At 73.6% G+C, this 23,955-nt stretch carries 27 protein-coding genes; 12 read left to right on the top strand and 15 right to left on the bottom strand.

The features are described from left to right. The first annotated feature begins 54 nt into the window (after nt 1-54). The 4 genes from R2737_17405 to R2737_17390 are packed head-to-tail and all read left to right on the top strand — an operon-like array spanning nt 55 to nt 2,469. Entirely contained in the window at nt 55-213 is a 159-nt protein-coding gene (locus R2737_17405; protein MEZ5118043.1) for a DUF4177 domain-containing protein, read from the top strand. An 11-nt stretch (nt 214-224) separates the two neighbouring features. Further along, a complete protein-coding gene (locus R2737_17400; protein MEZ5118042.1) occupies nt 225-689 on the top strand; it encodes a RidA family protein in 465 nt (154 codons plus the stop codon). Between the two features lie 50 nt (nt 690-739). Beyond that, nucleotides 740-1,651, top strand: a complete 912-nt coding sequence (locus R2737_17395; GenBank protein MEZ5118041.1) for an NUDIX domain-containing protein — start codon at nt 740-742, stop codon at nt 1,649-1,651. A gap of 50 nt (nt 1,652-1,701) precedes the next feature. After that, a complete protein-coding gene (locus R2737_17390; protein ID MEZ5118040.1) occupies nt 1,702-2,469 on the top strand; it encodes an MBL fold metallo-hydrolase in 768 nt (255 codons plus the stop codon). Between the two features lie 25 nt (nt 2,470-2,494). Here the strand turns inward: R2737_17390 and R2737_17385 are convergent, their stop codons facing one another. Beyond that, nucleotides 2,495-3,169 (bottom strand): Crp/Fnr family transcriptional regulator, encoded by a 675-nt coding sequence (locus R2737_17385; protein ID MEZ5118039.1) that lies wholly within the window; start codon nt 3,167-3,169, stop codon nt 2,495-2,497. Nucleotides 3,170-3,206: 37 nt separating this feature from the next. Beyond that, nucleotides 3,207-3,758, bottom strand: coding sequence for a hypothetical protein (locus R2737_17380; GenBank protein MEZ5118038.1), 552 nt, complete (start codon nt 3,756-3,758; stop codon nt 3,207-3,209). Nucleotides 3,759-3,873: 115 nt separating this feature from the next. Here R2737_17380 and nth point away from each other — a divergent pair, with 115 nt between their 5' ends. Genes nth through R2737_17350 form a run of 6 tightly spaced genes read left to right on the top strand, consistent with a single transcriptional unit; the run spans nt 3,874 to nt 7,813 of the window. Further along, entirely contained in the window at nt 3,874-4,593 is a 720-nt protein-coding gene (nth, locus tag R2737_17375) for an endonuclease III (protein ID MEZ5118037.1), read from the top strand. Next, a complete protein-coding gene (locus R2737_17370) occupies nt 4,590-5,336 on the top strand; it encodes a TlpA disulfide reductase family protein (GenBank protein MEZ5118036.1) in 747 nt (248 codons plus the stop codon). The genes nth and R2737_17370 overlap by 4 nt, the downstream gene beginning before the upstream one ends. Further along, nucleotides 5,333-6,019, top strand: a complete 687-nt coding sequence (locus tag R2737_17365) for a CoA pyrophosphatase (protein ID MEZ5118035.1) — start codon at nt 5,333-5,335, stop codon at nt 6,017-6,019. The genes R2737_17370 and R2737_17365 overlap by 4 nt, the downstream gene beginning before the upstream one ends. Then, entirely contained in the window at nt 6,016-7,209 is a 1,194-nt protein-coding gene (locus R2737_17360) for a MarP family serine protease (protein MEZ5118034.1), read from the top strand. The genes R2737_17365 and R2737_17360 overlap by 4 nt, the downstream gene beginning before the upstream one ends. A 56-nt stretch (nt 7,210-7,265) precedes the next feature. After that, nucleotides 7,266-7,547, top strand: a complete 282-nt coding sequence (locus R2737_17355) for a type II toxin-antitoxin system Phd/YefM family antitoxin (GenBank protein MEZ5118033.1) — start codon at nt 7,266-7,268, stop codon at nt 7,545-7,547. Next, nucleotides 7,544-7,813 (top strand): type II toxin-antitoxin system RelE/ParE family toxin, encoded by a 270-nt coding sequence (locus R2737_17350; protein MEZ5118032.1) that lies wholly within the window; start codon nt 7,544-7,546, stop codon nt 7,811-7,813. The genes R2737_17355 and R2737_17350 overlap by 4 nt, the downstream gene beginning before the upstream one ends. Here the strand turns inward: R2737_17350 and R2737_17345 are convergent. From R2737_17345 to R2737_17315, 7 genes are all read right to left on the bottom strand, one after another. Then, nucleotides 7,776-8,228 carry a DUF309 domain-containing protein gene (locus R2737_17345; protein MEZ5118031.1) on the bottom strand — a complete coding sequence of 151 codons (453 nt, stop codon included), beginning with the start codon at nt 8,226-8,228 and terminating at the stop codon, nt 7,776-7,778. The two genes, R2737_17350 and R2737_17345, sit on opposite strands and share 38 nt — an antisense overlap. A gap of 8 nt (nt 8,229-8,236) precedes the next feature. Continuing rightward, nucleotides 8,237-9,169 carry an alpha/beta hydrolase gene (locus R2737_17340; GenBank protein ID MEZ5118030.1) on the bottom strand — a complete coding sequence of 311 codons (933 nt, stop codon included), beginning with the start codon at nt 9,167-9,169 and terminating at the stop codon, nt 8,237-8,239. Then, nucleotides 9,162-9,569 (bottom strand): phage holin family protein, encoded by a 408-nt coding sequence (locus R2737_17335; protein ID MEZ5118029.1) that lies wholly within the window; start codon nt 9,567-9,569, stop codon nt 9,162-9,164. The genes R2737_17340 and R2737_17335 overlap by 8 nt, the downstream gene beginning before the upstream one ends. 43 nt (nt 9,570-9,612) lie before the next feature. Next, entirely contained in the window at nt 9,613-10,872 is a 1,260-nt protein-coding gene (gene nhaA, locus R2737_17330) for a Na+/H+ antiporter NhaA (protein MEZ5118028.1), read from the bottom strand. Nucleotides 10,873-11,129: 257 nt separating this feature from the next. Next, nucleotides 11,130-13,094, bottom strand: coding sequence for an acetate--CoA ligase (gene acs, locus R2737_17325; protein ID MEZ5118027.1), 1,965 nt, complete (start codon nt 13,092-13,094; stop codon nt 11,130-11,132). Between the two features lie 145 nt (nt 13,095-13,239). Further along, nucleotides 13,240-14,844 (bottom strand): cation acetate symporter, encoded by a 1,605-nt coding sequence (locus R2737_17320; protein ID MEZ5118026.1) that lies wholly within the window; start codon nt 14,842-14,844, stop codon nt 13,240-13,242. A gap of 3 nt (nt 14,845-14,847) precedes the next feature. Beyond that, nucleotides 14,848-15,234: a DUF485 domain-containing protein gene (locus R2737_17315; protein MEZ5118025.1), complete on the bottom strand. Its 387-nt coding sequence runs from the start codon at nt 15,232-15,234 to the stop codon at nt 14,848-14,850. Nucleotides 15,235-15,517: 283 nt separating this feature from the next. Between R2737_17315 and R2737_17310 the strand changes: the two genes are divergently transcribed. Next, nucleotides 15,518-15,706, top strand: a complete 189-nt coding sequence (locus R2737_17310) for a hypothetical protein (protein ID MEZ5118024.1) — start codon at nt 15,518-15,520, stop codon at nt 15,704-15,706. A gap of 36 nt (nt 15,707-15,742) precedes the next feature. Here the strand turns inward: R2737_17310 and R2737_17305 are convergent, their stop codons facing one another. From R2737_17305 to R2737_17285, 5 genes are read right to left on the bottom strand one after another with little or no spacing between them, the layout of a single operon-like run. After that, on the bottom strand, nt 15,743-17,125 hold the full coding sequence (locus R2737_17305; protein ID MEZ5118023.1) for an aminotransferase class V-fold PLP-dependent enzyme: 1,383 nt from the start codon (nt 17,123-17,125) through the stop codon (nt 15,743-15,745). A gap of 55 nt (nt 17,126-17,180) precedes the next feature. After that, on the bottom strand, nt 17,181-18,692 hold the full coding sequence (locus R2737_17300; protein ID MEZ5118022.1) for a cation acetate symporter: 1,512 nt from the start codon (nt 18,690-18,692) through the stop codon (nt 17,181-17,183). Nucleotides 18,693-18,700: 8 nt separating this feature from the next. Beyond that, complete coding sequence (locus R2737_17295; protein ID MEZ5118021.1) at nt 18,701-19,084, bottom strand: hypothetical protein; 384 nt, start codon at nt 19,082-19,084, stop codon at nt 18,701-18,703. A 2-nt stretch (nt 19,085-19,086) separates the two neighbouring features. After that, complete coding sequence (locus R2737_17290; GenBank protein MEZ5118020.1) at nt 19,087-19,938, bottom strand: LytTR family DNA-binding domain-containing protein; 852 nt, start codon at nt 19,936-19,938, stop codon at nt 19,087-19,089. Then, the gene (locus R2737_17285; GenBank protein ID MEZ5118019.1) at nt 19,935-21,116 is read right to left on the bottom strand and encodes a histidine kinase; all 1,182 of its coding nucleotides are present in this window, start codon (nt 21,114-21,116) and stop codon (nt 19,935-19,937) included. The genes R2737_17290 and R2737_17285 overlap by 4 nt, the downstream gene beginning before the upstream one ends. A gap of 68 nt (nt 21,117-21,184) precedes the next feature. On the opposite strand from R2737_17285, the gene R2737_17280 reads away from it, so the two are divergent. Further along, a complete protein-coding gene (locus tag R2737_17280) occupies nt 21,185-22,396 on the top strand; it encodes a hypothetical protein (protein MEZ5118018.1) in 1,212 nt (403 codons plus the stop codon). Between the two features lie 83 nt (nt 22,397-22,479). On the opposite strand, the gene R2737_17275 is transcribed toward R2737_17280, so the two are convergent. Next, the gene (locus tag R2737_17275) at nt 22,480-23,805 is read right to left on the bottom strand and encodes a hypothetical protein (protein MEZ5118017.1); all 1,326 of its coding nucleotides are present in this window, start codon (nt 23,803-23,805) and stop codon (nt 22,480-22,482) included. Nucleotides 23,806-23,955: the final 150 nt, after the last annotated feature.

Genomic DNA, 23,955 nt, shown 5'->3' with positions numbered 1-23,955 from the left:
GTAGCGGGATGAGCGGTGTGCGCGGCCCGCGCGAGCAGGGCTAGGGTCCCTCGCATGACGACGTGGGAGTACGCGACCGTGCCCCTGCTGGTGCACGCCACCAAGCAGATCCTGGACACCTGGGGCCAGGACGGCTGGGAGCTGGTGCAGGTCGTCCCCGGGCCCAATCCGGAGAACGTCGTCGCGTACCTCAAGCGCCCCAGGCCGGAGTGAGGAGGCCACCCATGGGTGAGGTCGAGAGCAGGCTCGCCGCGCTCGGGCACCAGGTGCCGGAGGTGGTGCCCCCCGTGGCCGCGTACGTCCCCGCGGTGGTGAGCGGCCGCTACGTCTACACGTCCGGGCAGCTGCCGATGGTCGGTGGCCAGATGCCCGGCACCGGCAAGGTCGGCGCCGAGGTCACGCCCGAGGACGGCAAGAAGATGGCGGAGTACTGCGCGCTCAACGCGATCGCCGCGGTCAAGTCCGTCATCGGCGACCTGGACAAGGTCGTGCGCGTCGTCAAGGTCGTCGGGTTCGTCGCCAGCGCCCCGGACTTCACCGGCCAGCCGCAGGTCGTCAACGGTGCCAGCGAGCTGCTCGGTGCGGCCTTCGGGGAGCGGGGCGTGCACGCCCGCTCCGCCGTCGGCGTGGTCGGGCTTCCCCTCGACGCTCCCGTCGAGGTCGAGATGATCGTCGAGGTCGCGGACTGAGCGACGACGCCGGCGCGCCGGGGACCGCGGGCAGCGGCCCCGGGCTGGTCATGCCCGAGGCGCTCACCCGGCGCGCGCACGCGCTGGCGTACGGCGACGCCGAGGCCTGGACCCCCCCGCCGGTGGGGCCCGCGGCGACCGTCGTGCTCATGCGGGACACCGAGGAGGGGCCCGCGCTGTACCTCATGCGCCGGGTCACCACGATGGCCTTCGCCGCCGGGATGCACGTCTTCCCCGGCGGCCGCGTCGATCCGCGCGACTCCGACCCCGACGTCCCGTGGGCGCCCGGGGCCGACTACGACGTGGCCCGCGAGGCCGCGCGCATCAACGCCGACCCGGCCCTGGCCCGGGCCCTGGTCGTGTGCGCCGTCCGGGAGACGTTCGAGGAGTGCGGCGTGCTCCTCGCGGTCGACGACGCGGGGATCCCGCCGCGGCGCGACCCGGTCGGCTCGGGGGACCGGTGGGAGGACGACCGGCGGGCCGTGCTGGACCACAGCGAGTCGTTCGCCGACGTGCTGCGGCGCCGCCGGTTGCGGGTCGACCCGGCGCGGGTCCCGACCTGGAGCCACTGGGTGACCCCGGAGGTGGAGTCCCGGCGCTACGACGTGCGCTTCTTCGCCGCCGCGCTGCCGGCCGGGCAGGAGGCCGAGGAGGTCGGGGGCGAGGCCGACCGGGTGCACTGGACAACGCCCGCCCACGCGTTGGCGGAGTACGGGGCCGGGCGGATGGCGATGCTGCCGCCGACCGTGGCCACGGTGGCCGAAGTGGCGGCGTACCCCACGGTGGGCGATGCTCTCGCCGCCGCGGGGACGAGGCACACCGTGCCGCTGATGCCGCACCCCTTCCCGGACGGCGCGGGCGGAGTGCGGTGGGCCCTGGTCGACTTCCGCGACGGGTCGGTCGTGCACGCCGGCGACGGCGAGCCGCCGGCCGGCTCGGAGGCCCTGGGAGTGCTCGGCTGAGCGCGCCGCTGCCGCTGCTGGGGTCCGCCGCGCCGTGGCACGGCGGGCGGGTGACGCCGCGCGCGACCTGCGTGCTGGCCCCCAACCCGGGACCGATGACGCTGGACGGCACCAACACCTGGGTCCTGGTCGAGCCCGGGTCGACCCGCGCGGTCGTGGTCGACCCCGGGCCGGACGATCCCGAGCACCTCGGCGCGGTGCTCGCCGCGGTGGACGCGCTCGGGGCGCAGGTGTACCTGACCCTGCTCACCCACGGACATCCCGACCACGCGGAGGGCGCGCGCACGTTCGCGGCGATGACCGGGCGGCCGGTTCGTGCGCTGGACCCGGCGCACCGACTCGGCGACGAGGGCCTGGGCGAGGGTGACGTCGTCGCCGTCGACGGCCTGGAGGTCCGGGTGCTCGCGACCCCCGGGCACACCGACGACTGCCTGACCTTCGTGCTGCCCGCCGACGCGGCGCTGCTGACCGGGGACACCGTGCTGGGCCGGGGAACGACCGTGGTGGCCCACCCGGAGGGCCGGCTGTCGGACTACCTCGCGTCGCTCGAGCGGCTGCGCAGCTTCTCGCGCGAGAGCGCGGCCGAGCGGGTCCTGCCCGGGCACGGTCCTGCGCTGCGGGATCCGGCGGGGCTGCTGGCGGCGTACCTGGAGCACCGCGAGCAGCGGCTGCAGCAGGTCCGGGCGGCAGTGGCGGCGGGTGCGGAGACGGCGCCGGAGGTGGTGGCGGTCGTCTACGCCGACGTCCCGCGCGCGCTGTGGCCCGCCGCGGAGCTGTCGGTGCGGGCGCAGCTGGACTACCTGCGCGACCGGGGCTGAGCCCGACCGGGCGGTGGTCTGCGGGTCAGCGGGCCCGGCGCTGCAGTCGCTCGAGGTCGACCAGCAGCACCGAGCGGGACTCCAGCTTGATCCAGCCGCGCTGGACGAAGTCGGCCAGCGCCTTGTTGACCGTCTCGCGCGAGGCGCCAACCAGCTGGGCCAGTTCCTCCTGGGTCATGTCGTGGGTGACCAGGAGGCCCTCGGGGGTGACCGCGCCGAACTTGTCCCCCAGGTCCAGCAGCGCCTTGGCCACCCGCCCGGGCACGTCGGAGAACACCAGGTCGGCCATGGCGTCGTTGGTGCGGCGCAGCCGTCGCGCCAGCGCGGCCAGCAGCGCCTCGGCCACCTCGGGCCGACCGGTCAGCCAGGGTCGCAGCGCCTCGTGCCCGAGTCCGCGGACCACCACGTCGGTGAGCGCGGTCGCGGTCGCCGTGCGCGGACCGGGGTCGAACAAGGAGAGCTCGCCGAAGATCTCGCCGGGCCCGAGGACGGCGAGCAGCGACTCCCGCCCGTCGGCGGACGTGTGACCGAGCTTCACCTTGCCGTCGGTGATGACGTACATCCGGTCGCCCGGCTCGCCCTCGGTGAAGATGATCGTGCCCTTGTCGATGCGTCGCTCGGTCATCGACGCACGCATCGCCGCGGCCGCCTCGGCGTCGAGCGCGGCGAACAGCGGGGCCTGCATGAGGGCGTCGTCCACGTCCGGTCCTTCCTCGGGTGTGCCAGGACAGTGTGGACTACCCGGGCCCCTGTCCGCTGCCCCGGTCGTCGGTCGGCAAAGCGGTGAGGGCGAGCAGCGGGTCCTGCCGGTAGCGGGCGATCAGCTCGGAGGTGACGCCCTCGATGCGCTGGAACAGCTCCGACCGGTACTGGGACAGCTCCCGCTCGGCGCGCTCGAGGTCGGCGACGAGCGCCGCGCGGTCGGCCTCGTCGCCCGCCACCGGCTCCCGCGCCCACAGCCGCTCCAGGTCCGGCAGCGGGGGCAGGCCCTCGACCGGTTCCACCGACACGTGCGCGAGCCGACGGTGGGAGCCGCGGGCCTCGGTGAGGACCTCGCCGATGTGGGCCATCGGGTCCGCGCCGGAGTCCGAGCGGACCAGGTCCAGCCGGGCCTGGATCAGCCGGCGCCAGTAGGAGACCCGGGTCTCCTCCTCGTTGAGTCCCGCGCGCATCCGCCGCAGGTCGGCCAGCGACAGTCCGTCGTACGCCGAGTCGACCTCCGGCGGCGGCTTCTCCAGCCGCGCCTTCTTGCGGGCGGCCCTGCGGGCGGCCGCATCGTCGGCGCTCACTCGGGCAACGTACCCGCCACGTGCGGCGGACGTCGCGCCTACGCGGGTGGTCGCGCCCGGGCGGGTGACCGCGCGCGCGGGGGTGCGGGGGGTGCGCGGGACGTACCCTGGCGGGGTGCCGCGGACCACCACCCCCGCCCGCGCGGAGTCGCGCACCGCGCTGGTCCGCCGGGCCCGCAAGATCAACCGGGTCCTGGCGGACACGTACCCGGACGCGCACTGCGAACTGGACTTCGGCAGCCCGCTGGAGCTGCTGGTCGCCACGGTGCTGTCCGCGCAGTGCACCGACGCCCGGGTCAACATGGTGACCCCGGGGCTGTTCGCCCACTACCCGTCCGCGGCGGACTACGCGGCGGCAGACCGGGCGGAGCTGGAGGAGGAGATCCGCTCCACCGGCTTCTACCGGGCCAAGGCCGCCTCCGTGCAGGGCCTCGCGCAGGCGCTGTGCGACCGGTACGAGGGCGAGGTACCGGGTCGTCTGGATGACCTGGTGACCCTGCCCGGGGTGGGCCGCAAGACCGCGAACGTGGTGCTGGGCAACGCCTTCGGCGTGCCGGGGATCACCGTCGACACCCACGTCGCCCGGCTGTCGCGGCGGTTCGGCTGGACCGAGCAGACCGACGCGGACCGGATCGAGGCCGACCTGATGGCCCTGTTCCCCCGGGCCGAGTGGACCGACCTGTCGCACCGGCTGATCTGGCACGGTCGCCGCCGCTGCCACGCCCGCAAGCCGGCCTGCGGCGCCTGCCCGGTCGCGCGGTGGTGCCCCTCGTACGGCGAGGGCCCCACCGACCCCGAGCAGGCGGCCCGCCTGGTCAAGGACGGTGCCGCGTGACCCGGCCCCGCCGGGGGCGGCGCGGCGGTCACCCCGCCGGGCCGCCGGGTGCCGGGCTGCCGGGTGCCGGGCTGCTGGGTGCCGGGCTGCTGGCCGCGGCACTCCTCCTCGCCGGGTGCGGCGGGGGTGCCCAGGACGGACTGGCGGCCGCGGGGGAGCCGGTGGCGACCGGCTCCGACGCGACCGGCTCCGACGCGACCGGTGCGGGCACGCCGGTCCCGGAGCAGCCGGATCCGGACGTGTCCGCGGCGCTGGCCGCCGCCGACCTGCCGCCGTGCCCGGACAGCGACCCCGCCGTCGCCCCGGTCGCCGGCGGCCTGCCGGACGTGACCCTGCCCTGCCTGGGCGTCGGCCCCGACGTCCGGTTGGCCGGGCTGCGGGGCACCCCGCTGGTCCTCAACGTCTGGGCGTCCTGGTGCCCGCCGTGCGTGGCGGAGATGCCGATGTTGGCCGACGCCGCCCGGCGCGCCGGCGACCGGATCCGGTTCCTGGGCGTGGACCTGCTCGACGACCGGACCGCGGCCCTGCTCGCCTCGGCGGACCTCGGCGTGCCGTACCCGTCGGCCATCGACCGCGACGGGGTCCTGCGCTCGGCGCTGGGGTTCCCCGGGCCCCCGCTGACCCTGTTCGTCACCGCAGACGGGGAGGTCGTGGGCCGCTACCTGGGGCAGATCCCGGACGAGGCGGCACTGGACGCGGCGGTCGAGGAGCACTTCGGCATCACCCTGGGCGCTGCGACGTGACCACCGGCACCGGCTGGGTCGACCCGACGGCCGTGGCCGGGCTGCCGGGCTGGCTGCGTCCGGTCGCGGACGCCGCCGGGCGGGTGGTCACCGCGGACCTGTCCCGCTGGGGGCCGCCGGCGGAGGGCGGGCGCCGCGGGGCCGTCCTGGTCCTGCTCGGTGAGGGCGACGGCGGCGATGGCCCGGAGGTGCTGCTCATCGCCCGCGCGCCGGACATGCGCTCGCACCCGGGCCAGCCGGCGTTCCCGGGCGGCGCCATCGACCCGGAGGACCGCGGCCCGGTCGAGGCGGCGCTGCGCGAGGCGCAGGAGGAGACCGGCCTGGACCCGTCGGGGGTCGTCGTCTACGCGGCCCTGCCGGACCTGTGGCTGCCCCCGTCCGGCTTCGTCGTCACCCCGGTCCTGGGCTGGTGGCGAACGACCTCCCCGGTCCGGGCCGTCGACCGGGCCGAGGTCGCCAGCGTGCACCGCGTCCCGGTCGCGGACCTCACCGACCCGGGCAACCGGGTCCGGGTGCGCCACCCCTCCGGCTACATCGGTCCCGGGTTCACCGTGCAGGGCCTGCTGGTGTGGGGGTTCACCGGCGGGCTGCTGGATCGCCTGCTGCACCTGGCCGGCTGGTCGGTCCCCTGGGACGAGGACCGCGTGGTGGACCTGCCGTACGACGACCGGGACCGGCCGTGAACATCGTCGACGCCGTCATGCTCGGGGCGCTGGCGGTGTTCGCCTGGACCGGGTGGCGGCAGGGCTTCGTCGCCGGCCTGCTGTCCTTCACCGGCTTCCTGGCCGGCGGCGTGGCCGGTGCCTTCCTGGTCCCGCCGGTGGTCGCGAACCTCGACGTCAGCGGACTGCTGCGTGCCGCGGTGGTCGCCTTCGGTGTCCTGGGCTGCGCGGTGCTCGGCCAGGCCCTCACCTCGATGCTCGGTCGCTACCTGCGTCGGCGCATCACCTGGGAGCCGGCCCGTCTCGCCGACAACATCGGTGGGGCGGCGCTCAACGTGCTCGCCCTCGCGGTGGTGTCCTGGATCGTCGCCAGTGCGGTCGCGACCATGCCCGACAGCGCGCTGTCGCGGCAGATCCGCTCCTCCGGCGTCATGGTGGGCCTGGACGCCCTGGTCCCCGACGCCGCGCGCGACCTGTTCACCGGGCTGCGGGACCTGGTGGGGACCAGCGACGTGCCGCGGGTCTTCGCCGGCTTCGCCGAGATCGCCGGGCCCGAGGTCGAGGCACCCGACGCGACCCTGCCCAAGGACCCGGAGGTGCGCGCCGCCCTGGGGTCGCTGGTGCAGGTGACCGGGCCGGCCCCCGCCTGCGGCACCGAGGTGACCGGGTCCGGGTTCGTGTACGCGCCCGAGCGGGTGCTCACCAACGCGCACGTGGTCGCCGGGGTGACGGAGCCGGAGGTGCGGCTGGCCTTCACCCGCGAGCTGCTCCCCGCCCGCGTGGTCGCGTTCGACGACCGCCTCGACATCGCGGTCCTGCTCGTGCCCGGGCTGAAGGCCCCGGCGCTGGGGTTCCGCGGCGACGGTGACCGTGACGACGGTGCCGTGGTGGCGGGTTTCCCCGGCGGAGGGAAGCTGAGCACCGCGCCGGCCCGCATCCGGGCGGTGATCGAGGCCCGCGGAGAGGACATCTACGGCCGGGCCGGGGTGCTGCGCGAGGTGTACTCGTTCCGCGGCACCGTCCTGCCCGGCAACTCCGGCGGCCCGCTGATCGCTCCGGACGGCCGGGCGTACGGGATGGTCTTCGCGTCCGGCATCGACGACCCCACGACCGGGTACGCGCTGACCGCCCGCCAGCTGGCCGGGGTCGCGGAGCAAGGCCGCACCTCGTCCACCGCGGTCCCGCAGGGCACCTGCCGGGTGCGAGACTGACCGCCCCGGCTGCGCCGGTCTTGTCGGCCAGACGAGATCTGGCCATACTTATGGCTATGACTGTGGCCGAGCAGTTGCCGCTGGCAGAGGTGAAGAACCGCCTGTCCGAGGTCGTGGAGCAGGTGGAGACGCAGCACGCGCGGGTGACCATCACCAAGCACGGCCGCCCGGCGGCGGTGGTCATCAGCGCGGACGACCTGGAGTCCCTCGAGGAGACGCTGAGGGTGCTGTCCGACCCCGACCTGCTGGCGCAGGTCCGCGCCTCGCGCGCCGAGCGTGACGCGGCCGTGGTGCTGACGAAGGAGGAGGCGGCCCGCCTCGTCGGGCGTGGCGAGTGACCGACTGGGACGTGGCCTGGACACCGACCGCGACGCGGTCGCTGGCGCGGCTCCCGGAGAAGGCGGCGAGCGCAGCCCTCGAGTTCGCGTACGGCCCTCTGGCCGAGAACCCGCAGCGTGTCGGCAAGCCCTTGCGGTTCGAGCTGGAGGGCCTGCACGCGGCTCGCCGTGGTGACTACCGGGTCATCTACGAGATCGAGGTCGACGCCCGGCGGGTCGTCATCCACGTCATCGAGCACCGGGCGAGCGCCTATCGGCGGCGGTAGCGTCGCCGCGGACCGGCTCGGCGGCGGCGCGCTCGAGCCGGGCGCACGACGTCAGGACGGCGTCGATGTCGAGACCGTCGATCGGTGGCCCGTCGTACGCCCGCAGCCCGGCCGCCGCGCGCTGCGCCAAGGCAGTGGCGCCGACCGGGTTGCCGCGCGCGGCATGGGTCAGCGCCGCCCCCCACTGCGCCAGCGCGCGCCACGCTCCGCGTTCGTCCTCCGGGCAGCAGCGCCAGCGCAGTTCGTACACCTCGTGCACGTGGAACGGCAGCCCGCGGTCGAGGTAGTCGGCGGCCAGCGCCAGTGCCGTCGGCCCGTCGGGTTCGAGGTCGGCGGGCACTCCGGGGACGACCAGCCCGGGGTCGGCGTCGGCAGGCAGCGGCCGGCCCAGGCGGTCCCGTGCGCGCTCGGGCATCGGGGGGCTCAACCTGCGACCGGGGCGGCCAGCCAGTTCTGCAGCAGCCGGGTGAACGTGGCCGGGACCTCCTCCTGCGGGAAGTGGCCCACGCCGTCGAGGGGCACGAACCGGTACGGCCCCTCGACGAAGTCCTCCGAGCCGCGCACCGAGCCGACCAGGAGGGTGGGGTCCTCGGCTCCGTGCACCTGCAGGACCGGGACTCGGACGGGGGCCTCCATCCGGGTCATGAAGCCGCGACCGTCCCGTCGCAGGATCGACCGGACCGCCCACCGGTGGTACTCCACCGCGCAGTGCGCTGTGGGCCACAGCTGGAACGCGGTGCGGTAGACCTCCGACGCCTCCTCGTCGGGGAACTCCGGCGTCGCCGACCAGTCGGTGAGGATCTGGCCGACCCGCTCGGCGTCGCGCCGGGTCAGGCTGCGCTCGGGCAGGAAGGGCCACTGGAAGCCCAGGGCGTAGCGGCTGCGCCGGCGCTGCACGCCGTCGCCCAGGAACGCCGCGCGCAGACGCTGCGGGTGCGGCATGGACACCGGCACGATCCCGCGGACCGCGTCCGGCTCCAGCACCGCCATGCTCCACGCCACGAACCCACCCCAGCCGTGACCGACGACGACCGCGTCCGCCGACCCGAGGGACCGGATGACCCCCGCGACGTCACCGGACAGCGTGAACGGGTCGTACCCGTGCGGTGGGTGGTCGGAGCCGCCGTAGCCGCGCAGGTCCATCGCGACCGCGCGGTAGCCCGCGTCGGCGAGGGCGACCAGCTGGCGGCGCCAGGTCCACCAGAACATCGGGAACCCGTGCAGCAGCAGCACCATCGGACCCCTACCGCGCTCCACCACGTGGAAGCGGGCGCCGTTGGCGGCGACGTCCCGATGGGTCCACGGACCCGGGGCCCGGACGACCCCCTCCGGGTCGAGCCGGACCGCGTCAGGCACCGGTGAGGGTGCTCCCCGACAGTGCCGCCTTGGTCTTTTCGAACTCGGCCTTGGCCAGCACGGGGCCCTTGATGCTGCGGGCCTTCCGCGCGCCGATCAGCCCGAGCACCCCGGCGATGAGCAGCATCACGACGGTCACGATGAGGAATCCGGCCCAGACGGGCAGGCCGACGGCCACCAGGACGTACGCCAGCGTGACCCACATGAAGATGAACCCCAGGAAGGCCATCACGGCGGCGCCGATGAACATCCCGGCGGTGAAACCAGCGGCCTGGCCGCTCTGCTTCATCTCCACCTGGGCCAGCTCGAGCTGGGCCTTGGCGAGCCGGGTGGCGTCCTCCTTCGCGGCGGAGACCAGCGCGAGGATCGAGGGCTGGGTGTCCGCGGACGGGCTGGACATGCGGGCCTCCGGGCGGGGGGACGGGTAGGTACCGGGTCCGAGGCTAGTCGGTCACCGATTCCTCGTCCCGCAGTGCGGCGTAGTGCCGGTTGCGGGTCAGCAGGAACAGCGAGGCGAGCAGTGCCGCGACGACGCTGGCCACCAGCACGGAGAGCTTGGCCGCGTTCAGCGTCGTCGGGTCGTCCTCGAACGCCAGCTCGGTGATGAGGAGCGACACGGTGAACCCGATGCCGGCGAGCATCCCGACCGCGGCCACGTCGCGCCATGCCAGGGACGGGCTGAGGCTGGCCCGGGTGAAGCGGGCCGTCAGCCAGGCGGCGGCCAGCGCGCCCACCGGTTTGCCCACCACCAGGCCGAGGATGACGCCGATGGAGACCGGGCTGGACAGGGTGTCGATCAGGCCGGTCCCGCGCAGGTCCACGCCGGCGGAGAAGAACGCGAAGGCAGGGACGGCGAAGCCGGCGGACAGCGGCCGGATCAGGTGCTCCATGCGCTCACCCGGGGCCTCCTTCTCCCCGGGGTCGGGCTTGACCCGGGTGAGCAGGCCGAGGGCGACGCCGGCGATGGTGGCGTGGATCCCGCTCTCGTGCACCAGGATCCAGGTGCCCAGGACGAGGGGGACGTAGATCCACGGGGACCGCACCCGCTTGTGCTGCAACCACCAGAACAGCGCCAGGCACGCGATCGAGCCGAGGAACGCCCACCAGTGGAAGTCCTCGGAGTAGAACACGGCGATCACGATGATGGCGCCGAGGTCGTCGACCACCGCGAGGGTGAGCAGGAACGCCCGCAGCGCCGCGGGGAGGCTGCGGCCCACGACCGCCAGCACCGCCAGCGCGAACGCGATGTCGGTGGCCATCGGGATGCCCCACCCGACCGGCTGCCCGCCCTCGGCGGTCAGGTTCACCCCGGCGTACAGGATCGCCGGGAGTGCCATGCCGCCGAGCGCGGCGGCCACGGGCACCATCGCCTGGGCGGGCTTCGACAGCGTGCCCAGCACGAGCTCGTGCTTGAGCTCCACCCCGGCGACGTAGAAGAAGATGGCCAGCAGCCCGTCGGCCGCCCATTTGTACAGCGGCAGGTCCAGGCCCAGCGCCGCCGGGCCGACCTTGTAGTTGATGATCTGCTGGTAGGTGTCGCCCCAGGGGGAGTTCGCCCAGACCAGCGCGACCAGGGCCGACACCAGGAGCAGGACGCCGCCGACGGTCTCGTCCCGCAGCGCACGTGTCAGCCACTGGCGCTCGGGCAGGTCGAGCCGGCCGAAGAGGACCGTCCGGGATGGCGGCGCGGGGGTACGGGACACCGGTCAGACCCTTTCGTCGGACAGCCAGGGACGGGTGCCGACCCGACTTCCCGGCGCGCCGCGCCCACCCTATCCGGAGCCGTCATCCGGCGCCGTCCCGGTCGCCACCGGGTGCCGGGTGCCCCGTTCGCCGCGCCGTCCCGGAGCCGAGGCCGCCCCCACCCCCTCGACGGAATGAGTCCCCACGTTGCTTGCGGCCCGATTTCGGGCCGTCAAGCGACGCCCGGACTCATTCCGTCGCGGAGGGGAGGTGCGCGTCAGTCGTCGGAGGCGGGGCCCTTCAGGCCGTCGGCGATCATGTTCATCACGGTCGGGTCGGCCAGCGTGGTGGCGTCGCCGAGGGTGCGGTTCTCGGCCACGTCGCGCAGCAGGCGGCGCATGATCTTGCCGGACCGGGTCTTCGGCAGTTCGGCCACGACCATGATCTGCCGGGGCTTGGCGATCGGGCCGATCTCGTGCGCCACGTGGTCGCGCAGTTCCTTGACCACGTCCGCCCCGCCGTCACCCGCCTCGGTGCGCAGGATCACGAACGCGACGATGCCCTGGCCGGTCATCTCGTCCGTGGCACCGACGACCGCGGCCTCGGCGACCTTCGGGTGCGAGACCAGCGCCGACTCGACCTCGGTGGTCGAGATGCGGTGACCCGACACGTTCATGACGTCGTCGACCCGGCCGAGCAGCCAGATCGCGCCGTCCTCGTCCAGCTTGGCGCCGTCACCGGCGAAGTAGTACTGCGGCCAGCGGGACCAGTACGTGTCCACGTACCGCTGCGGGTCGCCCCAGATGCCCCGCAGCATCGACGGCCAGGGCTCGGACAGCACCAGGTAGCCCCCGCCTCCGGGACCGACCGGGTCGCCGTGGTCGTCGACCACGACCGCACCGATCCCGGGCAGCGGCCGCATCGCCGAGCCGGGCTTGCACTCGGTCACGCCCGGCAGCGGCGAGATCATGATCGCCCCCGTCTCGGTCTGCCACCAGGTGTCGACGATGGGCGCGCGGTCGCCGCCGATGACGCGGCGGTACCACATCCACGCCTCGGGGTTGATCGGCTCGCCGACCGAGCCGAGCAGGCGCAGCGAGGTCAGGTCGAACTGCGCGGGGACGTCCTCGCCCCACTTCATGAACGTACGGATGGCCGTCGGCGCGGTGTAGAGGATCGTGACGCCGTACTTCTCCACCAGCTCCCACCAGCGCCCCTTGTGCGGGGTGTCCGGCGTGCCCTCGTAGACCACCTGCGTCACCCGGTTGGAGAGCGGGCCGTAGACGATGTAGGAGTGTCCGGTGACCCAGCCGATGTCGGCGGTGCACCAGAACACGTCGGTGTCGGGCTTGAGGTCGAACACGTTCCAGTGCGTGTAGGACGCCTGGGTGAGGTAGCCGCCGGTGGTGTGCAGGATGCCCTTCGGCTTCCCGGTGGTTCCCGACGTGTAGAGGATGAACAGCGGGTGCTCGCTGTCGAAGGCCTCGGGGGTGTGCTGGTCGGACTGGCGGCCGACGACGTCGTGCCACCACACGTCGCGGCCCTCGGTCCACGCGACCTCGGTGCCGGTGCGACGGACCACCAGGACGTGCTCGACGGTGTGCTCGGCGGAGTGCTCCAGCGCCTCGTCGACCGCGGGCTTGAGCGGCAGCTGCGACCCGCGGCGGTTCTGCCCGTCGGTGGTGATGACGAGCTTGGCGGAGGCGTCCTCGATGCGGGACCGCAGCGCCTCGGCCGAGAACCCTCCGAAGACGACCGAGTGGGGGGCGCCGACGCGCGCGCAGGCCAGCATCGCGACGATGGCCTCGGGGATCATCGGCATGTAGATGGCGACCCGGTCGCCGGCCGCGATGCCGAGCTCGGTCAGCGCGTTCGCGGCCTGTGACACCTCGCGCTGCAGGTCCGCGTAGGTGAGGTCCCGGGTGTCGCCCGGCTCGCCCTCGAAGTGGATCGCGACCTGGTCGCCGTGGCCGGCCTCGACGTGCCGGTCGACGCAGTTGTACGCGACGTTGAGCCGGCCGCCCACGAACCACTTGGCGAACGGGGCGTCGCTCCAGTCGAGCACCTGCTCCCAGGGGGTCTCCCAGCTCAGGCGCTCGGCCTGCCGGGCCCAGAAGGCCAGCCGGTCCTCGGCCGCCTCGTCGTACATGGCGGCCTTGGCGTTGGCCTGGGCGGCGAACTCCGGGGCCGGCGGGAACGTCCGGTCCTCGTGCAGCAGGTTCTCCAGGGCCTCGTGGCTCACGTCGTGTCCTTGCCGGGTCGGGGTCTGCATCACGGTCACGGGTACCTCACCAGGCGACGGGGTCGGGTTCAAGCGGTTGGGCGAGATGGGGGGGGTGCCGGCCGGGGGCCGGGGCGTACGGGCGGCGCCCCGGCCCCCGGGGCGGTCAGTGGGCGCCGGCTCCGGTCAGGGAGCGGACGTCCATCTCGGCGTACTTCGTGATGGCCGTGGGCTCCTTGGTGGTGACGGAGCCGAGCCAGGCCAGCGCGAAGCCGAGCGGGATGGAGATCAGGCCGGGGTTGCTCAGCGGGAACAGCGCCGGCGTGTCCTTGAGGAACAGCGACGTCGGGGTGCCCATGCCGACCGGGGAGATGGCCACCAGGACCAGCGACGACACCAGGCCGCCGTAGATGCCCCAGACGGCGCCGCGAGTGGTGAACCGCTTCCAGAAGATGCTGAACAGCACCACCGGCAGGTTGGCCGACGCCGCCACCGCGAACGCCAGGCCGACCAGGAAGGCGATGTTCTGCCCCTGGGCGAGGATGCCCAGCACGATGGCGAGGCCGCCGATGACCAGCGTGGTGATGCGGGCGACCTTGACCTCCTGGTCGCCGGTGATGTTGCCCTTCTTCACCACGTTGCCCCAGAAGTCGTGCGCGAACGAGGAGCTCGCGGCCAGGGTCAGGCCGGCGACGACGGCGAGGATCGTGGCGAACGCGACCGCGGCGATGATCGCCATCATGATCGTGCCGCCGGTGGAGCCGATCCCTCCGCCGAGGACCTGGGCCAGCTGCGGCGCGGCCGCGTTGCCGGCCTTGTCCGCCTCGGTGATGGCCTGGTGGCCGACCAGGGCCGCGGCGCCGTACCCGAGGAACATCGTCATCAGGTAGAAGCCGCCGATGATGCCGATCGCCCAGTTGACGCTGGTGCGCGCGGCGCGCGCGGTGGGCACGGTGTAGAAGCGGGTGAGGATGTGCGGCAGGCCCGCGGTGCCGAGCACCAGCGCCATGCCGAGGGAGAACAGGTCGACCGGGTTGGTGTACTTCTGGCCCGGGGCGAGGAAGTCGGGGTTGCCGGAGGCGTCGCGCGCGGACTCCATCATCGAGGAGATGTTGAAGCCGAACTTGATGCCGACCCAGACCGAGATGACCAGGGTGCCGCCCATGAGCAGCACCGCCTTGATGATCTGCACCCAGGTGGTCGCCTTCATGCCGCCGACGACGACGTACGTGATCATCAGCAGGCCGACGACCACGATCGCCAGCGACTTCTGCGCCGGCTCGGTCAGGCCCATCAGCAGCGACACGAGCGCGCCGGCGCCGGCCATCTGCGCGAGCAGGTAGAACAACGAGATCGTCAGCGTGGACAGCGAGGCCGCGGTGCGCACCGGGCGCTGGCGAAGCCGGAACGCCAGCACGTCGGCCATCGTGAACTTGCCCGAGTTGCGCAGCGGCTCGGCCACGAAGAGCAGGACCACCAGGTACGCGACCAGGAAGCCGACGGAGTAGAGGAAGCCGTCGTAGCCGTACAGCGCGATCAGACCGGTGATGCCGAGGAACGAGGCGGCGGACATGTAGTCGCCGGAGATCGCGATGCCGTTCTGGACGCCGCTGATGGAGCGGCCGGCGGCGTAGAAGTCCTCCGCGCTCTTGGTACGGCGGCCCATGTACACCGTGATGCCGAGGGTGGCGGCCACGAACGTGAGGAACAGGCCGATGGACAGCGCCTTCTGGCTGCCGTCGACGACGGCGGCGGCGAGTGTGGTGGTCATGCGTCAGCCCTCCGTCACGGTGGTCGCGGCCCGGGCGGCCTGCAGGGTCTCGACCTCGGCCTTGAGCTCGTAGCGCTCGGGGTCGATGCGGGCGTCGGCGTAGCGGGTGTAGAGCCAGGCGATGCCGAACGTCGTCACGAACTGGCTGAGCGCCAGCAGGGTGCCGACGTTGACCGCTCCGATGACCGGCGTGGCCATCAGGTCGCGGTGCCAGCCGGCGAGGTACATCAGCAGGAAGTAGTAGGCCAGGAAGAACGCGCCCATCGGGAAGATGAAGCGGCGGTAGCGGCTGCGCAGGTCGCGGAACTTCGGCGACCGCTCGACGACGAGGTAGGGGTCCTCGTCCGGCCCGACCCCTGAGGGGGGCACGGGGCGTTCGGTTGTGCTCACGGGGCTCACCTCGCGGTTGGTTGCGGCACCCCGGCGACCTGCCGGCGTGGCTTGTGACCTGGGTCACGCGTGGGGGGAGTCTGGGAGTGCGCGCAACCCCCGCGTAACCACCTCGGCCGGGGGGCGCGGTGGGCGGCGGTCGGCGGTCGTCGGGCGGGTCAGCGGTCGCCGGCCGCCCGCGCCGAACGGTCGGTCCGGTGCGACGAGCGGCAGCTCGGCCGGCGGTCGCCGCGCTCCCGGGGGAGCGTGCTGGCACAATCGCGACCGGACGGAAGGGGACGCGATGAGCGAGCACGGCGGCAAGAACCACCTGGTGGCCGGGGTCGGCGCGGTCGTGGTGATCACTCTGCTGTTCGGCTGGCTGTTCGCGAAGCTCGCCGACGAGCAGATCTGGCAGGCCCTGATCCTGCTGCTGCCCCTGTTCGGCTGGGGCGTCTTCGTCGTCCTGCGCTACGGCGCGGCGGAGGACTGACCTCGCCCACCGCGACGCGCCTCGCCGCGTCGCGCCCTACCGCGTCGCGCGCCGCGCATCACCCGCGGCCCGCTCGACGCGGGCGTGCAGGTGCCCCACCCAGGCCTCGTGCTCGGGCTTCATGAGCACGCTGCGCAGGATCCGCCCCTCGGCCACGTCCGTGCGCACCCGCGGGTGCCGCGCCGCCAGCGCGGCCGCGCCGACCCCCATGGTGGCGAGGTAGACCGGGTCGTCCGGGTCGGTCATGGTCTCCGTCATCACCGCCAGGCTCGCGGCGTCCACCTGCGACAGGGTCTCCGCCCGGGGCAGGTACGTGACGATGTCGAGCTGCGGCTCCTGGTACGGCACTAGCACGTCGCTGCCGGCCAGCAGGTCGTGCCACGCGCGCGCCGCCCGCAGCCCGGGCCGCAGCACGGCGCCGAGTCCGTCCGCGTCGAGCGGGAACAGCCGCAGCGTCAGCCACAGTGCCGCGGCTGCGGCTCCCGCCCGCGAGCACTCCAGCGAGATCTCGCCGAGGTGCAGCTCGTCGGAGGTGAAGTACGTGTACGGCGAGTCGTGCTGGTAGAGCCGGCCGACCGCCGGGTCCGCGAACAGGACCGCGCCGCAGCCGTAGGGCTGCAGGCCGTGCTTGTGCGGGTCGACCACCACGGAGTCCGCGGTCGCGGTCGCACGAAACGCGACCCGGACGTCGTCGGACAGCGGCGCGTCGGGGTCGTCGGCCAGCAGTCGGAAGAACCCGCCGTACGCGGCATCGACGTGCACCCGCACGCCGTGGTGCCGGGCGGTCTCAGTGATCGCGGGGAGCGGGTCGACCGCGCCGATCCCGGTGGTGCCCAGGGTCGCCACCACGGTGCCCACCTCGCCGCCGGCCAGCAGCGCGTCGAGCGCGTCGAGGTCCATCCGCCCCGACGGGTCCACCGGGACCGGGTGCCCGGCGACGCCGAGGACGCCGCACATGCGCGCGTGGGTGTAGTGGGCGTCGGCGGAGAACGCGATCCCGCGTCCGGGGTGCAGCTCCCGCGCGACGTACAGCGCCTCCAGGTTCGCGATCGTGCCTGACGACGTCAGGTGCCCGAGGTGCGAGGGGAGCCCGAACATCGCGGCCAGCCCGGCCACGACCTCCTTCTCCATCGCGGCGGTCGCCGGTCCGCCGTCGAGGGCGTGGTTGTTGGGGTTCACCAGCATGGTGGCGGTGTAGGCCGCGACCGCGACCGGGTGCGGCGGCTTGAGCATCTGGCCGGCGTAGCGGGGGTGGTGGAACGGGTAGTTGTCGCGCAGTCGCTCGCCGAGCTCGGCGAGCGCGGCGCGGGCCGCGTCGTCGTCGACCGCCAGCGTGGGGCTCGGGTCGTAGCCGCCGGCCTCCCGCTGCCAGGCGAGGACGGGTCCGGTCGCGGTCGCCACGAGTTCCTGAAGGTCCACTCTCGCAGCGTGTCACAGGCCGTGGTCCGGCCGGGAGCGAAGGTGGTCCTCCTGGCTACCGGCGCAGCTCGAGGTCCTCCGGCGCGTGCAGGCGCACCATCGTGGCGGCCGTGCCGCGCGGCACGCTGCGGGGAGTGGCCAGCGACACGGCGACGGCGACGGCGAAGGCGATCGGCACTGTCCAGGCCGCGGGCTGGGCCAGCAGCGCGCCGGCGACACCGCCGAACGGTCCCGCCGCGAGAGTGACCGTGACCGCGGTCAGGGCGAGCCCGCCGCCGACCACCAGGCAGGCCAGCGCGCCCGCCACGCTGAGGCGGCGCCACCAGATGCCGAGCAGGAGCAGCGGGCAGAACGTCGACGCTGACACCGCGAAGGCCATCGCCACGGTCTCGGCCAGGTTCAGGCGTCCGGCCACCAGCGCCAGGCCGAACGGGACGACGACCGACACCACGGTGCCGATCCGGAACCGTCGCACCCCGTCCCCCAACCAGGTCCGGACGCGGCCGGACCTGGCCCGCAGCACGTCCTGCGACAGGACGCCGGCCACGGAGACGGCCAGCCCGCTGGCCGTGGACAGGAAGGCCGCGAACGCGCCCGCCGCGACCAGGGCGGACAGCGCCTCACCCAGCGGGCCGCCGAACACCCGGGAGGGGAGCAGCAGCACGACGGCGTCCGCGCGCCCGGAGGCGACCAGGTCCGGTGCGTAGACCCGGCCGAGTGCGCCGAACACCGGAGGCCACACGTAGAACACCGACAGCAGCACCAGGACGACGAGGGTGGTGCGCCGGGCGGCCCGCCCGTCGGGGTTGGTGTAGAAGCGCACCAGGACGTGGGGGAGCCCCATGGTCCCCAGGCAGGTGGCCAGCACCAGCGAGTAGGTGGCGTACACCGGCAGCTCCCGGCCGCCGAAGCCGGACAGCGGCACGCCCCAGCCGTCGCCGGTGAAGACGGGCGAGCCGTCGCGGTACCAGAACCCGATGAGCAGGAGGGCCGGCAGCGCGATGGCCACCAGCTTCAACCAGTACTGGAACGCCTGCACGAAGGTGATCGACCGCATCCCGCCGGCGATGACGGTCACCCCGACGACGACAGCGACGACGACTCCGCCGACCCAGGTCGGGGCTCCGGTGAGGATGGACAGCGTCAGCCCGGCGCCCTGGAACTGCGGCAGCAGGTACAGCCAGCCGATCAGCACGACCAGCAGCGCGGACACCCTGCGGACGGCGGGCGACCCCAGCCGCACCTCGGCGAAGTCGGGCAGCGTGTACGAACCGGACCGGCGCAGCGGTGCGGCCACCAGGACCAGCAGGATCAGGTAGCCGACCGTGTAGCCCACGGGGAACCACAGCATGTCCACGCCGTACGCCAGCACCAGACCGGCGATCCCGAGGAACGACGCGGCCGAGAGGTACTCGCCCCCGATGGCGGAGGCGTTCCAGACCGGGGTCACCGTCCGGGAAGCGACCAGGAAGTCCGACGTCGTGCGGCGGATCCGAACCCCGAACGTGCCGATGATCACCGTGGCGACGGTGACCGCCAGTACAGCCAGGACGGACCAGTTGCTCATGCCGGCCCTCAGGTGCGGTCGACCAGGTCGGTGAAGCGCCGCTCGTTGCGCTCCGCGGCGCGCACGTACCACCAGGCCACCAGGCAGATGACCGGGAAGACGACCAGCCCGAGCAGCAGCCAGCCCGCGGGGATCCCGGCGAGGGTGGCGTTGCGCAGCGCGGGCACGGCCAGGAAGAGCACCGGGATGCCCCCGAGCAGCGCGCCGACGGACGCGGCGACCAGCAGGGCCAGCCGCAGCTGGGAGCGCTTGAGCGACAGCAGCAGCACCGTGCCGAGGGGGGTCTGCTCGGACAGGTCGCGCCGACCGGCTGACGCGGACCCGCGGGACCGTCGCCGGGCGGCCGCGGTGCGCGGGTGGGTGACGGCCTGGCGCCGCGGTGCCTCGGCCACGACTACCGCCGCGGCCGGGCGTGGCGGACCAGGCGGTCGCGGACCTCCTTGGTGTGCCGCCGCGACACCTCCAGCAGGTCGTCGCCGACGCGCACGGACATCCGGCCGCCGTCGATGCGGACCTCGTCGATCGAGGCCAGGTTGACGAGCCACCGGCGGTGGATGCGAGCGAAACCGGCTGCGCCCCAGCGTTCCTCGAGCACCGATAGCGGGACCCTGACCAGGTGCCGACCGGAGCCGGTGACCAGGCGCGCATAGTCCCCGTGCGCCTCCACGTAGCGCACCTCGGACCGCCGGACGAAGCGCGTCACCCCGCCCAGCTCCACCGGGATGGTCTCGTCCTCGGCGCGCTCCGGTGGGGGAGCCAGCGGGACCGCGGTCGCCGTCGGGCCGACGGCCGGGCCGTGCGCCCCGCCGGTGGGAGCCTCGGCGGGCAGGACCTCGGGCGTGGGTGCCTCGGGCGGAGGAGCCGACGCGCGCGCGTCCAGGACGCGGCCCACGGCCTGCGCCAGCCGTTCGTCCCGCACCGGCTTCAGCAGGTAGTCCACCGCCCGCAGGTCGAACGCCTCGACCGCGTGCGCGTCGTACGCGGTCACGAACACCACCGCGGGCGGGTCGGCGAACCGGCGGAGCACTCCCGCGAGCTCCATGCCGTCCAGGCCGGGCATCCGGATGTCGAGGAAGACCACGTCGACCGGGTCGTCCTGCAGCACCCGAAGCGCCTCCGCCGCGTCCCCGGCGGTGGCCACGGCACCGACCCGCTCGTCCCGGTCCAGCAGGAAGGCCAGCTCGTTGCGCGCCGGGACCTCGTCGTCGACGACGAGCGCCCGCAGCGAGCCCCGTTCGACGCTCACGTGTGCACCCCCGCGTGGAACTTGGGAATCCGCAGCGACACCCGGGTCCCCGCACCCGGCGCCGTCTCCACCACGATGCCGTACTCGTCCCCGAAGACGCTGCGCATCCGCTCGTCCACGTTGACCACGCCCACCGAGTCGCCGCCGCCCTGCCCGGACAGCACCTGGCGCATCGCGTCCGGCTCCGCGCCGACGCCGTCGTCCTCCACGTACACCAGCGTCTCGTTCCCGGCGTCCTCGGCCACGATCGACACGTGGCCGACCCCCGGCCTGCCCTCCAGGCCGTGCTGGATGGCGTTCTCCACCAGCGGCTGCAGGCACAGGAACGGCACCGTGACCGGCAGCACCTCCGGCGCGACCCGCACGGTGACCTGCAGCCGGTCCCCGAACCGGGCCCGCTCCAGCGAGAGGTAGCGGTCGATCGAGCGCAGCTCCTCCGCGAGCGTGGTGAACTCGCCGTGCCGCCGGAACGAGTACCGGGTGAAGTCGGCGAACTCCAGGATCAGCTCCCGGGCGTGCTCGGGGTCGGTCCGCACGTAGCTGGCGATCGCGGTGAGCGCGTTGTAGATGAAGTGCGGCGAGATCTGGGCCCGCAGCGCCCGCACCTCGGCCTCCGCGAGTCGGGTCCGGGAGGCGTCCAGCTCGGCCAGCTCCAGCTGGGTCGAGACCCAGCGGGCCACCTCGACCGTCGCCCGGACCAGCGTCGCGGACGACTCCGTCGCGAACGCGGCCAGCACCCCGAGGACGCGGTCCTCGACCACGAGCGGCGCGACCACGGCGGTGCGCAGCGGACAGGCCGGGTCGCCGCAGGTCACCCGGTCCCGGCCCACCACCTCGGCGCGGCCGGAGTCCAGGACCCCGGCCGCCAGCGCGGGGACATCGACCGCGTGCTCGCCGCCCGAGCCGTCCCACGCCAGCACCCCTGCGGTGTCCGCCACGGCGACCGCGGGTGTGCCGAGCAGGGCCCGCAGGTGCCGGGCGGCCCGCTGCGCAGCGTCCGCGGTCAACCCCTCGCGCAGCGCCGGGGCGGCCTGCGACGCCGTCGCGAGCGTCGACAGAGTCGCGCGGTCCGCCTCCGTCCCGAGGTCGCGTCGCCCGCGCAGCACCCGCCAGACCACCAGCGCCGGCACGAGCACCAGCAGCGCCGCGGCCAGCGTCAGCAGGACGGGGGTGCTCATGGCGGGGACCGTACCCACGCCAGGCGGCTGCGGTGCGGATCCCGCCACACCTCGTACCCTCGTGACCCGTGCGGGTCCGGACGCTGCTCCCCTTCCTGCTGACGGTCGCGGCCGTCGGCGGGCTGGTGCTCGGACTGGTCCTGCCCTCGTCCGTCGTGCCGACCGCGCTGGGCGGGACCGCCGTGTACGACGGCGCGGTCACCTCCGACGGCGCGGGTCCGGTGCAGCGGGAGGACTTCGCGACGACCGGCGCCGGCAACGGCGTGGCCGCGGAGAACCAGCCGCAGCCGGTGATGGAGGTCTCGGCCCTCGCGGAGGGCGAGCAGGCCCCCCAGTTCGTCGTGGTGTCGTTCGACGGCGCCTGCCGCGACGAGCTGTTCCGGCACTACCTGGACCTCGGCGAGGAGACCGGCGCGCGGTTCACCTTCTTCCTGTCCGGGCTGTGCCTGCTGCCCGAGGGTCAGGCCGACCTGTACGACCCGCCGCGCAAGGAGCGGGGAACCTCGGCCATCGGGTTCGCCGACGCGGACCTGGTGCCGCAGCGGATCGTGAACCTGACGGCCGCGTACGACCACGGGCACGAGATCGGCACCCACTACCTGGGCCACTTCTGCGACGCGGAGGGCGTCGGGGTGTGGACCACCGCGGACTGGACCAGCGAGATCGAGCAGTGGGACATGGTTGTCAACGACTGGGCGCAGATCAACGGGACGCCCGACCCGCCGAACCCGTTGCCCTTCAACGCCTCCGTCGTGCGAGGGGGCAGGACCCCCTGCCTTGCCGGTGACCGGGACCAGATGTACAAGGCGTTCATCGCGGCCGGCTACACCTACGACGCATCGAACCCCGGCAAGCTGCAGTGGCCGCGCAAGGTCGCGAAGGACCGGCTGTGGGACTTCCCGCTGCAGGCGGTGAAGATCGTGGGGTACGGGCGCACCGCGATCTCGATGGACTACAACTTCCTGTACGTGCAGAACGGCGGGAAGGTGGACGCCCCGCAGGCGGGCTGCGACAAGATCCGGAAGTCCACGTACGACAGTTACATGGCCGCGCTGGACGCCGTCTACCAGGGCAACCGGGCACCGTTCTTCATCGGCAACCACTTCAACCAGTGGGCCTGCGGGGCCTACCGGGACGCGCTCACCGACTTCGTTCGGGACGCGCATGCGAAGTACCCCGACGTGCGCTTCGTCACCAACCGCGACCTCGAGTCGTGGCTGGATGCGCAGGACCCCGCGGTGCTGACCGCGCTGCAGGGTCGCCCGATCCAGTCGTACTGAGGCCAGGACGTCGGAGCGCGCCGACCGCGTCCGCGCCGCGTGGCCTGGGCGGACGCGGCCCTCACGAGGGCGGTCGCCTTCCGTTACCTCCGGCAGGTTCCCCTGGCGATACAGGGATGCCGTGCGACCCAGCGCACAGCGCCGGTGGACGGGTTGCCCAGGCGGACGCTGGCCCGGTCCGCGGCGACGGCCCTCGCGGCGAGACGCTTGGCGGCGGCCGGGGGCAGGCCTCGGTAGGTGTCCTGCAGCTGTTCCAGAGTGGCCGCGGCCTCCTTCGCGGCGGACGCCACGATCTGGGGAAGCAGCGAGGGGCCGCCCAGCAGAGTGGCCTGCCGGTCGAGCCACAGGGCGGCACGGCACTGGTCGGTCCAGCACACGAACCGCCAGGCCACGTCGGAGACCGCGCGGCCGACGACGCTTGCGTCGGGCAGGCACCCGTCCCCGACGTCACCGCCGGCGACCAAGCTGAACGACTTGTCCAGCGTCGCCCACTCCTCGAGGAGGGTGGTGGTCCGGGCCAGGACGGCAGCGCCTTCTGCGGTGACGATCTTGGGTCCCTTCAGGGCGCGCAGGGCGGAGACAGGCACTCCGACCAGGGCCTGGTAGGCCTTGACGATCCGCTGCCGGGTCTCGACTGCCACGCAGTCACGTCGGTCGGCCAGTGCGAGCCATGCCTGCATGAGGGCCTGGCCCTTGGCCACACGAGCCTCCGAGTTCTCGCCGCTGGCGGCGAGCGCCGCATCGATCCTCGCGCCGAGCTCGCCCCGCTCCTTGTCGAACTCCGCCTGTGTCGCGCCGTCCATGGCGAACACGAGCCGGGGCTGCTGCGTCCAGGTGCTCGTCGCGGTCCACACGGGGTACAGGAACTCGGTGGCGTCCTGCCCCAGCGTCGCGGTGGTCCCCACGCACGAGGGGTCCGCGGTGGCGACCGTGGAGAGCAGCTCCTCGGTCACGAGCGACCCGTCCAGCGCCACCGGACTGACGCCACCCATGTCGGAGTCCTCGCCCGAGCCGCTCAAGGCTGCCGACATCTCGACCCGGGGCGGCTCGCCGGGGGCGTACGGGTCGGCGACCAGGCGACCGTGCAGGTACGACGCCTGTCCCGTGATCGTCCCCGCGGTCAGCTGCCACGACAGGTACATGTGATCCGCGAACCGGTACTGGCCGCTCCCGCTCCAGGTGCCGCCGAACGTGACGTCCTGCCCCTCGCCCCTGCCTCCGGCCGAGACCGTCATCTCCATCCGGCCGTCGACTACTTCGTCGCCGTACTGGTTGCCCCACGTGCCGGTGAACGAGGCGACGTAGCGCCCCGGGTAGAGGTAGTCCGTCGTCCCCACGTGACACGAAGTCGCGGCGGCGAGCGCGGGCTCCGCGGTGACACCGGCCGTCGAGGCGAGGAGTGGTCCCACCAGGACCGCGATCGTGAGGCGAGCCACTCGCCTGGTCCAGGAAGCCATGTCACCCTCCGCTGTCGATTCCGTCGCCCCCTACGCTGTCCGCCCAGACCGGTACGCCGCATCGGGGGAACTACCCAATTCGCAGGGCGGTGACGTTCGGGC

Source organism: Candidatus Nanopelagicales bacterium, from assembly GCA_041393815.1.
In the GTDB taxonomy this organism is placed as follows: Bacteria; Actinomycetota; Actinomycetes; order S36-B12; family JAWKJK01; genus JAWKJK01.
The sequence above is the reverse complement of the archived record's forward strand: the minus strand, read 5'-3'. Positions and strand labels throughout refer to the sequence as shown.

Bases quoted from the DNA above. Each gene is read 5' to 3' on its own strand.
- R2737_17310 (MEZ5118024.1), top strand. From the start codon at position 15,518: ATGAGCGAGCACGGCGGCAAGAACCACCTGGTGGCCGGGGTCGGCGCG.
- R2737_17355 (MEZ5118033.1), top strand. From the start codon at position 7,266: ATGACTGTGGCCGAGCAGTTGCCGCTGGCAGAGGTGAAGAACCGCCTG.
- R2737_17320 (MEZ5118026.1), bottom strand. From the start codon at position 14,844: ATGACCACCACACTCGCCGCCGCCGTCGTCGACGGCAGCCAGAAGGCG.
- R2737_17285 (MEZ5118019.1), bottom strand. From the start codon at position 21,116: ATGAGCACCCCCGTCCTGCTGACGCTGGCCGCGGCGCTGCTGGTGCTC.
- R2737_17400 (MEZ5118042.1), top strand. From the start codon at position 225: ATGGGTGAGGTCGAGAGCAGGCTCGCCGCGCTCGGGCACCAGGTGCCG.
- R2737_17300 (MEZ5118022.1), bottom strand. From the start codon at position 18,692: ATGAGCAACTGGTCCGTCCTGGCTGTACTGGCGGTCACCGTCGCCACG.
- R2737_17345 (MEZ5118031.1), bottom strand. From the start codon at position 8,228: ATGCCCGAGCGCGCACGGGACCGCCTGGGCCGGCCGCTGCCTGCCGAC.
- R2737_17335 (MEZ5118029.1), bottom strand. From the start codon at position 9,569: ATGTCCAGCCCGTCCGCGGACACCCAGCCCTCGATCCTCGCGCTGGTC.
- R2737_17405 (MEZ5118043.1), top strand. From the start codon at position 55: ATGACGACGTGGGAGTACGCGACCGTGCCCCTGCTGGTGCACGCCACC.
- R2737_17395 (MEZ5118041.1), top strand. From the start codon at position 740: ATGCCCGAGGCGCTCACCCGGCGCGCGCACGCGCTGGCGTACGGCGAC.